Here is a 13416-nt window from a genome sequence, read left to right as displayed (position 1 = left end):
AATGTTTTGGTGATCCCGGCGCGATTCGAACGCGCGACCCCCAGATTAGGAATCTGATGCTCTATCCTGCTGAGCTACGGGACCACTCTGTGCCATGCATACAAAAGGCTTGGCGGGAAGCCAAGCTTTTTTGAGCCTCTTATCGAGTATAGATTTTCACGCGCCCAAACGCTGTTCGGCAAGGCGGACCCAATAAGAGATGCCGTGGGCAATGACTTCGTCGTTAAAATCATAGGCCGGATTATGAAGGCCTGCGCCGTCGCCGTTGCCGATGAAGATGAAAGCGCCGGGACGGGCGTTGAGCATGTAGGAGAAATCCTCGCCTCCCATCATCGGATCGATTTCAGAATTGACGTTTGCCGCGCCCGCTATGTCGCTGGCGATGGCAATCGCATGGGTGGTCTCCGTGGCATGGTTGACGGTGACGGGATAGTTGCGGTGGAAACTGATATCGGCCTGCGCGCCATGGGCAGCGGCTAGGCCGTTGATGATCTGCTTCAGGCGTGTTTCCGCCAGATCACGGACTTCGGCGTCGAGCGTGCGGATCGTGCCGGCGATCTGCGCATCATTCGGAATGACGTTGTGGGCGAAACCCGCATTGAACTTGGTAACCGAGACGACGACAGAACGCAGTGGATCGGCGCTGCGCGAAGCGATCATCTGCAGGTTGGTGACGATCTGCGCACCGATCGCAATCGGGTCGATCGTCCGGTGCGGCTGGGCGGCATGACCGCCGAGGCCCTTGATCGTCACCGTGAACTCGTCCGTTGCCGCCATGATCGCGCCTTGGCGGATGGCGAACTGCCCGACGGGAAGGCCCGGCAGATTATGCATCCCGTAGACCTCCTCGATACTGAAGCGCTCCATCATGCCGTCCTGGACCATCAGGTTGCCGCCACCGCCGCCCTCTTCGGCCGGCTGGAAGATTACGGCGATGTTGCCGTTGAAGTTGCGGGTCTCGGCAAGATATTTCGCGGCGCCGAGCAGCATTGCCGTGTGGCCGTCATGTCCGCAGGCATGCATCTTTCCGGGCGTCGTCGAGGCCCAGGGCTTGCCGGTGATCTCCGTCAGCGGCAGGGCGTCCATGTCGGCGCGGAGGCCGATCGTACGGCTGCCCTCTCCCTTGCCCTTGATCAGGCCGACCACGCCGGTGCGGCCGATGCCGGTCACAATTTCGTCAACGCCGAACTCCCTGAGCTTGCCGGCAACGAAGGCCGCCGTGTTTTCGACCGCGAAAAGAAGCTCCGGCCGGGCGTGGATATAGCGGCGCCATTCGGCCACTTCGGCTTGCATTTCAGCGGCTCTGTTCAAAATCGGCATACGTAGCTTCCTGTCGCGAAATCGGGTTGTCCGGCGGCTTGCGCAATGCTGCGCCGCGGAAATAACTTATTCAATGACCTTTGCCATGTCATGGCCATATAAGCTAAATAGGTGAAGCTTTCGAGATTTCCGGACATCTTAGGGACGAACCGTGTCAACGCGCCAGAAACGTTTGATTTCACTCGCAGCCACCGCTACCGCCGCTTTTTTCTTCTCGGTTCCGCTGGCGCAGGCCAATCCGCATATCCTCGTCGATGTCCAAAGTGGCCGCGTGCTGGAGCATGAGGAAGCCTTTCGCAAATGGTACCCGGCATCGCTGACGAAGCTGATGACGGCCTATACGGTGTTCAATGCAATCCGCGCCGGCGAGATCAGCCTCGAAACGCCGATCGTCATCAGCAAGCAGGCGGCTGCCCAGCCGGCTGCGAAAATGTATTACAAGCCGGGGCAGAAGCTGACGCTCGACAGCGCGTTGAAGATCCTCATGATCAAGTCGGCGAATGACGTCGCGGTTGCCGTGGCAGAGGCCGTCGCTGGTACCCAGGATGCCTTTGTCCTGCGCATGAATTCCGATGCAGCAAAGCTCGGCATGTCGGATTCGCATTTTGTCAATCCGAACGGCCTGCCAGGCAGGGGCCAATATACGACGGCGCGCGATCTCGCAGTCCTGACGGTCGCGCTACGGCGTGACTTCCCGCAATATGCGGGCTATTTCGCTCTTGAAGGCTTTACCAACGGCAAGACCAACACGCCGAATATCAATCTGCTGATCGGCCGTTTCGCCGGTGCGGACGGCATGAAGACCGGTTTCATCTGCGCGTCGGGCTTCAACCAGATCGGTTCGGCGACCCGTAACGGCCGCACCATCATTTCAGTCGTTCTGGGCACAGACAGCCTCGCGGCGCGTGCGGATGCGACGGCGAACCTGTTGCAGAAGGGCTTTACGGCACAGTTTCCCGCAGTCGATACCTTGGGTTCGTTGAAACCCTACGGACTGGGGCAGGATCAGGTCACCGACGTGAGCGCCGATATCTGCAGCGCAAAGGGTGCCAAGGTGCGCAGCGAAACGCGCGACGAGGTCGGCCGCATGAAAGTGCAGTCGCCCTATATCCAGGAAATGGATCACGAGCCGCGTTACGTCTTTGCCGGCCTCATTCCAGGACAGGAAGTCCAGCCGGACAAGATGGCAAAGGCCGAGGCAATCGGCGACCTTGCCAATGTGCCGGTACCGCTGCCGCGCCCGACGTCCTTCTAAGGCAAAGAAAATGAGCAGTCATCACGACACAATCCCGGTCACGATCCTGACCGGCTTTCTTGGCGCCGGTAAGTCAACCTTGCTGAACCGCATCCTCAAGGATCCGGCGATGAAGGATGCCGCAGTTATCATCAACGAATTCGGCGATGTCGGCATCGACCATCTGCTCGTCGAAAGCTCGGGCGATGCGATCATCGAGCTTTCTGACGGCTGCCTTTGCTGCACAGTGCGCGGCGAGCTCGTCGATACGCTGGCAAACCTCATGGATGCGGTGCAGACCGGCCGGGTCAAGCCCGTGAAACGTGTCGTGATCGAGACTACCGGCCTTGCCGATCCGGCGCCGGTCATGCAGGCGATCATGGGCAACCCGATTATCGCCACCAATTTTGAGCTCGACGGCGTTGTCACGGTCGTTGACGCAGTCAATGGTCTTCAGACGCTCACCAATCATGAGGAGGCGCGCCGGCAAGTCGCAGTCGCCGATCGCCTCATCGTGTCGAAGCAGGCGATGGCATCCGCCGAGCTGTTGCCGGTGCTGGAGGCGCGGCTGCGTCACCTCAATCCGCGCGCGGTGCCGATGGATGCTGACAGCGCGCCCGCCGGTAGCGCGGAGATTTTCGTAAACGGTCTATACAACCCGGCAACGAAGATCGCCGACGTCAGCCGCTGGCTTCGCGACGAAGACGAGCATGATGACCATCACCATCATGGCCACGATCACCACCACCATCATGGTCATGACCACCAAGATCCCCATGATGTGAACCGTCACGATGCGTCGATCCGGTCCTTCTCGATTGTCGAAGACAAGCCGATCGAGCCGATGGCGCTCGAGATGTTCATCGACCTGTTGCGCTCCGCGCATGGCGAAAAGCTGCTGCGCATGAAGGCCATCGTTGCCGTTTCGGACAGGCCGGAGAGGCCTCTGGTCCTGCATGGCGTGCAGAATATCTTTCACCCGCCGGTGCGCCTCCCGGCCTGGCCGGATCCGGTCGACCGGCGCACGCGCATGGTACTGATCACCAAGGATCTGCCGGAGGATTTCGTGAAGAACCTCTTCGATGCATTCCTCGGGAAGCCGCGGATCGACACGCCCGATCGCGCGGCTCTCAACGACAATCCGCTCGCCATTCCTGGCTTGAAGATCTGAGATTATCGCTTGCGGATCAGGAAACGGTGACCGGTTTCGGTTTTCACCGTTTCCAGTAACGCGTGGCCGTCTTCCTTACAGAAATGAGGGATGTCGATCCCAGCCAGCGGGTCGGTCGTTTCTACCCGAATCAGCGCGCCGCTTGTCATGGAAGAAAGCTTGCGGCGGGTCTTCAGCACGGGTAGGGGGCATTTCAGGCCGCGCAGGTCATAGGAAAAGGCGTCCAAGCCGCTCAGTTCCTGGCCCAGAATTTCCAGAACGGCTTCTTGGTGGCTTCTGCCGTTTCCTGCGGAGGCGGTTCCGGCGCAAAGGCCAGAGGATTCTGCGTCGGAACGGGGACATTGGCAGGTACAACCGCTGCAACAGCCGTCGCATTGTTCTGAGCAGGTGCTGCTGCCGGTGCCGGTGTTGCAGCGGCGGTCGCCGTCGCATTTGCCGCGGGTGCAGCGGGCTTCGACATCATTTCCTCAAGTTCGGCTACCTTGACCATGCGGCCTGCCTCCAGCGACGTGCCGGTCGGAGCATAAGCGAGTTCACGGCCCTTGCGCTGCTTGGCGACGACGGCTTTACGCTCGGCTTCGGTTGGGTCGTACCAAGCCATACCGTCGAATTTCCTTTCGGCCCTGGCGAAGTCGGTCGCGTATGTTTTGTTATAGGCAGCAAGTGCTGACGCTAGCGCTGGAGGCGTGGACATCGCTGGGCACTGGCCTGCCGGATTGAAGGCGGCGCTGCCCTGCGCTAACTGCTGGTTGAAGACATATTTCTTCTCGCAGACATTCACTTCCGGCGGACGCTTGGTGACCTCGAAATTGTCGTAGCCGACCTTCAGCATCTTCCAGAAGTCATAGTTCTGGTTCAGGCGATGCTTGAACATGTTTTCCGCCGTCATGCGGAAGGGAAAAGCCTGCAGCTGAACGGTTGCCTGGCCGCCTTTGAAGGCATCACGCGCGAAAGCGTAGATTTCCAGAACCTGCTCGTCGGTCATCGAATAGCAGCCGGAAGACGAACATGCGCCGTGGATCATCAAGTCGGAGCCTGTGCGGCCGTTGATGACGTCGTATCGGTTCGGAAAGCCGGTGTTGATCGCCAGATAATATTTGGAGTTCGGGTTCAGGTTCGCCCGTGTCAGGTTGTAGAAGCCCTCCGGCGCCTGCCGGTCGCCAGTCTTGACCTTCGGGCCCAGCCGGCCGGACCACGCGCAGATCTTGTAATCCGCGATCTTGTCGAAGCGGTTGTCCGTCTTTGCCTTCCAAACTTCGAGAGCGCCTTCTTCCTTGAAGATACGGATCATGATCGGGGAATTGCGGTCCATGCCTTTCGTTCTCATATCGGCGAGGATACGTGCCGGCAGAGGTTGCTCAACCTTGTTCTTGACCTTCGACAGATCAGTATGGGTGACGTCCAAAGCGTCGTTGCAGCCGGCAAGAGCCAGCGCCATCAGCGAAACATAGGCAAAATGACGAATGCGCATTTCCCAACAAGCCCATTAAATCGATACGACCCGATCCGCGTCCATGAGTCCGGGCGATCCCAGAATCATAGGCGGCTTATACTTCACAATTTCTTACCAGCCTATGACTTGCCCAAGGATATCCCGCAAGCGCGACTGTTACAGATAACATTATTGTGGCCAAGGTTTGGCCGCAATCCGGTCACGTATGCTGGGAGTTATGCGAGATTCCGGCCCATGGCGAGGAATTTCTGGCGGCGGTCGTTGCGCAGCTGTTCGCCGGAACGCGGCGAAAGTTCGGCAAGGGCGCTGGCGATGACATCGCCGGTGGCGGCGATGACGCTTCCCGGATCGCGATGCGCGCCGCCGAGCGGTTCGGGAATGATGCCGTCGATGATGCTAAGCGACTTCAGGTCCTCGGCGGTGATCTTCATGTTGGTGGCTGCTTCCCTGGCGCGGGTCGAATCTCGCCATAGAATGGAGGCCGCGCCTTCCGGTGAGATCACGCTGTAGATCGAATGCTCGAGCATATAGACCTTGTTTCCGGTCGCGATCGCAATTGCGCCGCCGGAGCCCCCTTCGCCGATGATGACGGAGATGATCGGCACTTTCACGCCAAGGCACATTTCCGTCGAGCGCGCGATTGCTTCAGCCTGGCCGCGCTCTTCAGCGCCCACGCCTGGATAAGCGCCAGCGGTATCGACGAGGGTGACGACCGGAAGGCCGAAACGGTCAGCCATTTCAAGAATGCGGATCGCCTTGCGATAGCCTTCAGGGCGGGCGCTGCCGAAATTGTGCTTCAGTCGGCTCTTGGTATCGCTGCCCTTTTCCTGGCCTATGACGGCAATCGGCTGGCCGCGAAAGCGTGCAAGGCCTGCCTGGATCGCCGCGTCCTCGGAGAACTTGCGGTCGCCGGCGAGCGGCGTGAACTCCTGGAAGAGAATTTTTGCATAATCGACGAAGTGCGGGCGCTGCGGATGGCGAGCAACCTGCGTCTTTTGCCAGGCGTTGAGCTTGGAATAGATATCGACCATCGCTTCGCGAACGCGAACCTCCAGCCTGCCGACCTCATCGGACGTATCGATGCTCTCGTCTTCGGAAGCGAGCTTCTTCAGTTCGATGATCTTGCCTTCGAGGTCGGAGATCGGCTTTTCGAAGTCGAGATAGTTGTGCATGAGGTGCGTTTCCGTTCCTTGTGCCCGGGGCATCTTGCTGGCCTTGCCCCATGTCGCCGGTCCTATTCGTGCTTTTTCGCCTGTTTGGCAAGGGGGTGATGCGTCTGAACCAGTTGCTGCAGCCTTTCTTCAAGGACATGCGTATAGATCTGTGTCGTCGAAATGTCGGAATGTCCGAGGAGTTCTTGAACTACGCGAAGGTCGGCACCGTTAGCAAGAAGATGGCTTGCAAAGGCGTGACGCATGACGTGCGGCGAGATCATTGATGGCGTCAATCCGGCACGGATCGCGAGGTTTTTCAGCTCCCGGGCAAAAACCTGGCGGGGCAGATAGCCTTCCTTGGAGGCTGCCGGAAAAAGCCATGGACTATCAACCGGATCCTTCGTCTTGGCGTTCTCTTCTGCGAGCGACCGGCCATAGGCCTTGAGTGCAGCGATTGCCGATTGAGATAGAGGTACGAGCCGCTCCTTGTTGCCTTTACCGCGAATGATCAGGAAACGCCCTTCTTGGTCGAGAACGCGTGCCGGCAGCGAAACGAGCTCGCTGACGCGCATTCCTGTCGCGTAAAGCAGCTCCAGAAGCGCCAACATCCGCCGGCGCTGCAATTGGCCGTCCGCGGGATTGTTGGCTTCGGTTTCGGCCTGTGTCAGTAGTCGCGTCACCTCCTCGACGCCCATTGTCTTTGGCAGAGCTCGCGCCTTCTTCGGCGCGTCGAGAACGCCCGTCGGGTCATCTACCCGCAGGCCTTCGGCATAAAGGAACTTGTAGAATTGCCGCATGGCTGCCAGCCGGCGGGCCTGGGACGAGGACTTGAAGCCCCGTTTCGAGAGCGAGGAGAGGTAGGCAGCGAGATCGCCGGAGGCCGCTTCGGTCAGCCGCACGCTTTTGCCGTTCAGGAATGCATGGAGGTCGTCCAGATCGCGCTCGTAGGACTGCAGCGTGTTCACGGCAGCACCTCGCTCTGCACTCATCATCTCGAGAAAGGCTTCCACGTGGACGCGGCTCAGATCCTTCATCGGATCACTTCTTCGCCGGTTTGATCGTGCCAGTTGCCGGCGGGTTGATCCGTTCCGACGGGATGCGGATCGTCACGTCGCGCGGCTGTGGCTCCACGAAGGTCACGAGCGCCACCATCCCGCCATAAATCGCCCCAGCGATCATCGCCAGGACAGCCAATAGACGCAAGAGGGTCGGCATTTCGCAACTCCATGAGCTCTGCCTCTTTTATGAAGAAGCGGGTTTGCGTGCAAGAAGCGGCTTTTGAACCATGTTTCCCTGGTCCGCGACTTGACGCTACACCCGCATTTGTCGATACCGTTTGCAAACAAAGTGTGAATGGACCGATGAGTGACCCAGTTCTGAAAGTGGGAGACAGCCTGAAAGACAGAGCTCGCGCCACGCTCGGGTCCCGCAATCTGATCCTCGTCGGCCTCATGGGGGCCGGCAAATCCTCCGTCGGCCGTATCGTCGCCCATCAGCTGGGTATTCCTTTCATCGACAGCGACGTAGAGATCGAGCGCGTCTCCCGAATGACCATCTCGGAGCTTTTCGCAGCTTATGGCGAAGATGAGTTCCGTGCGCTGGAAACACGCGTGATGAAGCGGTTGCTGAAAAATGGGCCGCGCGTGGTATCTACCGGAGGTGGCGCTTTCATCAATGATCGGACGCGCAAGCACATCAAGAAGAGCGGCCTTTCCGTCTGGCTGAAGGCCGATCTCGACGTGCTGTGGGAGCGGGTCAGCAAGCGCGACACGCGCCCGCTCCTGAAGACCGAGAATCCAAAGCAGACGCTCGAAAACCTGATGAACGCGCGATACCCGATCTATGCCGAAGCCGACATCACCGTGTTGTCGCGCGATGTGCGTAAGGAAGTCATGGCTGACGAAGTGTTGAAAGCCGTGATCGAAGCCCAAACCGAAAGTACCGAACCATGAATGCGATCACCTCCTCCGCCGAACGAAAGGTTCACGTACCGCTCGGTGAGCGCGCCTACGATATATTGATCGGGCCGGGCCTGATCGCGCGTGCTGGAGCGGAAATAGCGTCCCGGCTGAAGGGTCGCAAAGCTGCGATCATCACGGATGAGCATGTGGCGCCACTCTATCTCGAAGCTCTCGCAAAAAGCCTCGAAGGCTCGGGTATCATGTGCGCGCAGCTTGTGCTGCCCGCCGGCGAGAAGACGAAGAGCTTCGAGCATCTCATGACCGTCTGCGACAAGATCCTGGAGGCGCGCGTCGAGCGGAATGATTACGTCATTGCGCTTGGCGGCGGCGTTATTGGCGATCTTGCCGGCTTTGCCGCCGGCATCGTGCGTCGCGGCGTGCGCTTCGTGCAGGTGCCGACGTCGCTGCTTTCGCAGGTGGATTCTTCCGTCGGCGGCAAGACGGGCATCAACAGCCGACACGGCAAGAACCTTATCGGCGTCTTCCATCAGCCGGATCTGGTCCTTGCCGATACGGATGTTCTTAACTCTCTCAGCGAGCGCGAATTCCGTGCCGGCTATGCAGAAGTCGCGAAATACGGGCTTATCGACAAGCCGGATTTTTTCGCTTGGCTTGAAACAAACTGGAGCGCCGTCTTTGCCGGCGGCTCTGCGCGTATCGAGGCGATTGCCACAAGCTGTCAGGCGAAATCCGATGTCGTGGTCGCTGACGAGCGCGAGAACGGTCCGCGGGCGCTTCTCAATCTCGGCCATACTTTTGGGCACGCTCTGGAGGCGGCCACCGCCTATGAGAGTGCACGCCTGGTGCACGGTGAAGGCGTTTCGATCGGCATGGTCCTCGCGCATGAATTTTCCGCGCGCATGAATCTCGCAAGCCCTGATGACGCGAAGCGGGTTGAGAAACATCTGAAAGAGGTCGGCCTGCCGACGCGCATGTCCGATATTCCGGGCGTTCTTCCGCCGGCTGAAACGCTGCTCGACGCGATGGCGCAGGACAAGAAAGTGAAAAACGGCAAGTTCACCTTCATCCTGACGCACGGCATTGGCCGGTCGTTCATCGCCGATGACGTGCCGGCTTCCGAAGTGTTGGGCTTCCTCAAGCAAAAGCAGCCGCAATGACACTCGAAGGCACGCTGGCATTTCTTGCGGTTTACTGGCCGGAAATCGTTTCCATCGTGGCCCTCGTGCTGGTATCAGCCTTCTTCGTTGGTTCGGAGACTGCACTGACGGCGGTCTCTCGCAGCCGCATGCATACGCTCGAAGCCAACGGCGAGATGCGCGCCGGTCTTGTGCGCCAGCTGATCGAGCGGCGCGACCGGCTGATCGGGGCGCTGCTGATCGGCAACAACCTTGCAAACATCCTGTCTTCGTCTCTGGCGACTAGCTTGTTTCTCAGTCTCTTCGGCAGCTCGGGCGTGGCGCTTGCAACGCTTGCGATGACTGTGATCCTCGTCATTTTCGCGGAAGTTTTGCCGAAGAGCTGGGCGATCTCGTCGCCTGACCGTTTTGCATTGAGCGCGGCATTGCCAATCAAGCTCTTTGTCGCTGTCGTCGGCCCGATCTCATCTCTCGTCAATGCCGTCGTCCGCCGGATCCTGGGGAGCTTCGGCATCACACTATCGCGTGAAATCCCGATGCTGACGGCGCACGAGGAACTGCGCGGTACCGTCGATCTGTTGCATCGCGAGGGGGCGGTGGTGAAGGCTGACCGGGATCGTCTTGGCGGAATACTCGATCTTAGCCAGCTCGAACTCTCCGACATCATGGTCCACCGCACGGCGATGCGGGCGATCAATGCAGATGACGCGCCTGAGGTAGTGGTTCGCACGATCCTCGAGAGCCCCTATACCCGGATGCCGCTGTGGCGCGGCACGATCGACAACATCATCGGCGTCGTCCACGCAAAAGACTTGCTGCGCGCGCTGGCCGAGCCGAACGTGGAGCCGGAGAATCTCGATATCGTCAAGATTGCCCAGAAACCGTGGTTCGTGCCGGACAGCACAAATCTCGAAGATCAGCTCAATGCGTTCCTGCGCCGCAAGCAGCACTTCGCCGTCGTCGTCGATGAGTATGGTGAGGTGCAGGGCATCGTGACGCTCGAGGACATCCTGGAAGAGATCGTCGGCGATATTTCCGATGAGCACGACATCGATATGCAGGGCGTGCGCCAGGAATCCGACGGCTCGATCGTTGTCGATGGCAGTGTGCCGATCCGGGACCTGAACCGCGCGCTCGATTGGCAGTTGCCCGACGAAGAGGCGACGACGATCGCCGGCCTCGTCATCCATGAATCGATGACGATCCCGGAAGAGCGGCAGGCCTTCACTTTTTACGGCAAGCGCTTCATCGTCATGAAGCGCGAGAAGAACCGCATCACCAGGCTACGCATCCGTCCTGCTGCGGAGAACGAGACCAAACCGCTCTGAATCTTATCCGGTCGCTCCGTGGCTGGTGAGCAGACGCAGGATTTGCACTTCTTTCGGCAGTTCGATCAAAAATTCGCTGTCGCGTTCGAGGTGATGGATCTTCGTGGGATCGGTGCCGGCAAAGGTGCTCATCGCCTCGATATTCTCCCAATAAGATATCGTCACGAATTCGCTTTCCGTGTCGCGGTTTTCGCGAAAAGTCTGGACGCCAAGTGCTTTCTCAATCAGCGGCTTGATGCCCGCTTCGTAGTTATAGGCTTCGTACTCGTCAGCCTTGGCTCTTGGCGTACGTCCGCGCCAGATGCGGGCAATCGTCGGCTTCGTCATCCCTGTTTCCTCCTTGGTGAAAGGAGGGCAAACGCTTATTTGAGGGACGTGTTCCTACCAGCTGGTTGCTTCGCCGGGTGCGGCGAGCTCTACGGCGAGCGCATGCAGCCCTGCGTCAAGTTCCGGCTTCAGCAGTTCGGTGACGGCGCGGTGGCGGGCGAGCCTCGTCATTCCTGCAAACTTGGCTGAGACGATGCGCACGCGCATGTGCGTTTCACCGGTGCCGGTGAAACCCGGCTGATGGCCGGCATGCAGGCGGCTTTCGTTGATGACGCTCAGCCGCTCGGGCGCAAAAGCTTCGGTCAGTTTTTCTTCGATGCGGGTCTCAAGGGTCACGATTTCGTCCAGTTGCTTCGCAAAAAGGGGGTTCCCACCAAGCCAGCAACATTCGTGTTTGTCAATTCTTGTCGTCGCTTCGCGGCAGGCCCATAATTAGCGCCGTCATGAGACTCGATTCCAAATATTTCGATCGCATCCGCACCCGCCGCAAACGCGAGCAGGAAACCGAGCAGGCTCCTCCGACCTGCCAGTGGGACGGCTGTGATAAAAAAGGCGTGCATCGCGCTCCTGTCGGACGCAATGCCGAAGGGCAGTTCTTTCTTTTCTGCTTCGAGCACGTCAAGGAATACAACAAGGGCTACAATTATTTTTCCGGCCTCTCGGACGGCGAAATCGCCCGCTACCAGAAGGAGGCGGTCACCGGGCATCGTCCGACCTGGACCGTCGGCGTCAACAAGGCGGCGAAGGACAGCCCGCTGCATTCGGACATCCGCTCCGGCGCCTATAGCCGTGTGCGCGATCCCTTCGGTTTCGTCAGCGGCGCCAAGGGCAGCGGTCCGCGTTTTCCCGAGCAACGCAAGTTGAAGAGCCTGGAGGCCAAGGCCTTCGATACGATGGGGCTGCAGGCAAGTGCCACCTCTGCCGAGATCAAGACCCGCTACAAGGAATTGGTCAAGAAGCATCATCCCGATGCCAACGGCGGCGACCGCGGTTCCGAAGAGCGCTTCCGCGCCGTCATCCAGGCCTATCAATTGTTGAAGCAGAACGGTTTTTGTTAATTCCTGTCCTTGCTCTCCGTCTTCAATCGGGTATGGTCCAAATCGGCTGAGGCCGCAGGCAACCGCGGCATGCATCTGTGCGTTTTGCCAACGCCGCCTTTGCCAACCTTCCGGACGCGGCGTTTCTTGTCCGGGACTTTGTTCCAGAATGCTCGCAAGCGGTCATTATCCCGCCGAGGTTTCGCTTCAGTCCCGGAGAGGTATCGCCGACGTTCCCACCTTGAACGGGCGCAGAACAAAGCTGCGGCGTCATGGTTGCGAAATGGCCTGAGATAGTATGGCCGGGTGGAAGCACCCGCCTTGGAGACATGATGAGCAAGATTGACCTTGATATTTCCGAGCTTCCAGACACTACCGTTTCGGTCAGGGAGGTCTTCGGGATCGATTCCGATATCCGCGTTCCGGCTTACAGCAAGGGCGATGCCTACGTTCCGGACCTGGATAACGACTATCTCTTCGACCGCGAGACGACGCTCGCCATTCTTGCAGGTTTTGCCCACAACCGCCGCGTCATGATCTCCGGCTACCACGGCACCGGTAAATCCTCTCACATCGAGCAGGTCGCTGCCCGCCTCAATTGGCCCTGCGTGCGCATCAACCTCGACAGCCACGTCAGCCGTATCGATCTCGTCGGCAAGGACGCGATCGTCGTCAAGGACGGCCTTCAGGTCACGGAATTCAAGGACGGCATCCTGCCCTGGGCCTATCAGCACAATGTCGCGCTCGTCTTCGATGAATATGACGCCGGCCGTCCGGACGTCATGTTCGTCATCCAGCGCGTGCTGGAATCTTCAGGCCGCCTGACGCTGCTCGATCAGAGCCGAGTCATTCGTCCGCATCCGGCCTTCCGCCTCTTTGCGACGGCAAACACCATCGGCCTCGGCGATACCACCGGCCTCTATCATGGCACGCAGCAGATCAACCAGGCGCAGATGGACCGCTGGTCGATCGTCACCACGTTGAACTACCTGCCGCACGACCATGAAGTGAACATCGTCACCGCCAAGGTGAAAAGCTTCCAGAAGGACAAGAACGGCCGCGATACCGTTTCTAAGATGGTCCGTGTCGCCGATCTGACGCGCGCTTCCTTCATGAACGGCGATCTGTCGACTGTCATGAGCCCGCGTACGGTCATCACCTGGGCTGAAAACGCCGATATCTTCGGCGACCTCGCCTTCGCCTTCCGCGTCACCTTCCTCAACAAGTGCGACGAGCTGGAGCGTCCGCTGGTCGCCGAGCACTATCAGCGCGCCTTTGGTGTCGAGCTCAAGGAGAGCGCAGCCAACATCGTGCTGGAGGCTTAAGGCCCGTCG

General features: G+C 59.3%; 15 protein-coding genes and 1 tRNA gene. 7 read left to right on the top strand and 9 right to left on the bottom strand.

What is annotated here, in order from left to right; translation table 11 throughout:
- Positions 1–7: 7 nt before the first annotated feature.
- Both ISN39_RS17555 and ISN39_RS17550 read right to left on the bottom strand, forming a co-directional pair.
- Positions 8–84 (bottom strand) — tRNA-Arg (locus ISN39_RS17555).
- 72 nt (positions 85–156) lie between these two features.
- Positions 157–1320, bottom strand: a complete 1164-nt coding sequence (locus ISN39_RS17550; RefSeq protein ID WP_194728347.1) for a M20 aminoacylase family protein — start codon at positions 1318–1320, stop codon at positions 157–159.
- Between the two features lie 172 nt (positions 1321–1492).
- On the opposite strand from ISN39_RS17550, the gene ISN39_RS17545 reads away from it, so the two are divergent.
- Positions 1493–2575 carry a D-alanyl-D-alanine carboxypeptidase family protein gene (locus ISN39_RS17545; RefSeq protein ID WP_246763347.1) on the top strand — a complete coding sequence of 361 codons (1083 nt, stop codon included), beginning with the start codon at positions 1493–1495 and terminating at the stop codon, positions 2573–2575.
- Positions 2576–2585: 10 nt separating this feature from the next.
- A complete protein-coding gene (locus ISN39_RS17540; protein WP_194728345.1) occupies positions 2586–3725 on the top strand; it encodes a GTP-binding protein in 1140 nt (379 codons plus the stop codon).
- Positions 3726–3727: 2 nt separating this feature from the next.
- On the opposite strand, the gene ISN39_RS17535 is transcribed toward ISN39_RS17540, so the two are convergent.
- The 5 genes from ISN39_RS17535 to ISN39_RS17515 form a co-directional block, all read right to left on the bottom strand.
- Complete coding sequence (locus ISN39_RS17535; RefSeq protein ID WP_039846307.1) at positions 3728–3952, bottom strand: sulfurtransferase TusA family protein; 225 nt, start codon at positions 3950–3952, stop codon at positions 3728–3730.
- Positions 3953–3957: 5 nt separating this feature from the next.
- Complete coding sequence (locus ISN39_RS17530; RefSeq protein WP_194728344.1) at positions 3958–5196, bottom strand: murein L,D-transpeptidase family protein; 1239 nt, start codon at positions 5194–5196, stop codon at positions 3958–3960.
- 197 nt (positions 5197–5393) lie between these two features.
- A complete protein-coding gene (locus tag ISN39_RS17525; protein WP_074069863.1) occupies positions 5394–6350 on the bottom strand; it encodes an acetyl-CoA carboxylase carboxyltransferase subunit alpha in 957 nt (318 codons plus the stop codon).
- 62 nt (positions 6351–6412) lie between these two features.
- Positions 6413–7366, bottom strand: coding sequence for a site-specific tyrosine recombinase XerD (gene xerD / locus ISN39_RS17520; protein ID WP_194728343.1), 954 nt, complete (start codon positions 7364–7366; stop codon positions 6413–6415).
- A gap of 4 nt (positions 7367–7370) precedes the next feature.
- Positions 7371–7547 (bottom strand): hypothetical protein, encoded by a 177-nt coding sequence (locus ISN39_RS17515; RefSeq protein WP_022718059.1) that lies wholly within the window; start codon positions 7545–7547, stop codon positions 7371–7373.
- Between the two features lie 146 nt (positions 7548–7693).
- Between ISN39_RS17515 and ISN39_RS17510 the strand changes: the two genes are divergently transcribed.
- Genes ISN39_RS17510 through ISN39_RS17500 form a run of 3 tightly spaced genes read left to right on the top strand, consistent with a single transcriptional unit; the run spans position 7694 to position 10718 of the window.
- Positions 7694–8284 carry a shikimate kinase gene (locus ISN39_RS17510; protein WP_194730246.1) on the top strand — a complete coding sequence of 197 codons (591 nt, stop codon included), beginning with the start codon at positions 7694–7696 and terminating at the stop codon, positions 8282–8284.
- Positions 8281–9411 carry a 3-dehydroquinate synthase gene (gene aroB, locus ISN39_RS17505; RefSeq protein WP_194728342.1) on the top strand — a complete coding sequence of 377 codons (1131 nt, stop codon included), beginning with the start codon at positions 8281–8283 and terminating at the stop codon, positions 9409–9411. The genes ISN39_RS17510 and aroB overlap by 4 nt, the downstream gene beginning before the upstream one ends.
- Entirely contained in the window at positions 9408–10718 is a 1311-nt protein-coding gene (locus tag ISN39_RS17500) for an HlyC/CorC family transporter (RefSeq protein WP_074069859.1), read from the top strand. Before aroB ends, ISN39_RS17500 begins: the two co-directional genes overlap by 4 nt.
- 3 nt (positions 10719–10721) lie before the next feature.
- Here the strand turns inward: ISN39_RS17500 and ISN39_RS17495 are convergent, their stop codons facing one another.
- Positions 10722–11045, bottom strand: coding sequence for a hypothetical protein (locus ISN39_RS17495; protein WP_194728341.1), 324 nt, complete (start codon positions 11043–11045; stop codon positions 10722–10724).
- Between the two features lie 54 nt (positions 11046–11099).
- Entirely contained in the window at positions 11100–11384 is a 285-nt protein-coding gene (locus ISN39_RS17490) for a BolA family protein (protein WP_028740097.1), read from the bottom strand.
- A gap of 104 nt (positions 11385–11488) precedes the next feature.
- Between ISN39_RS17490 and ISN39_RS17485 the strand changes: the two genes are divergently transcribed.
- Together ISN39_RS17485 and cobS are read left to right on the top strand one after the other, a co-directional pair.
- Positions 11489–12103, top strand: coding sequence for a J domain-containing protein (locus ISN39_RS17485; RefSeq protein ID WP_074069857.1), 615 nt, complete (start codon positions 11489–11491; stop codon positions 12101–12103).
- A gap of 311 nt (positions 12104–12414) precedes the next feature.
- Entirely contained in the window at positions 12415–13407 is a 993-nt protein-coding gene (cobS, locus tag ISN39_RS17480; RefSeq protein WP_022718065.1) for a cobaltochelatase subunit CobS, read from the top strand.
- Positions 13408–13416: the final 9 nt, after the last annotated feature.

It is taken from the genome of Rhizobium sp. 007, assembly GCF_015353075.1.
Taxonomy (GTDB): domain Bacteria; phylum Pseudomonadota; class Alphaproteobacteria; order Rhizobiales; family Rhizobiaceae; genus Rhizobium.
Note: the sequence above shows the minus strand (reverse complement) of the source record. Positions and strands in the feature narration are given on the sequence as shown.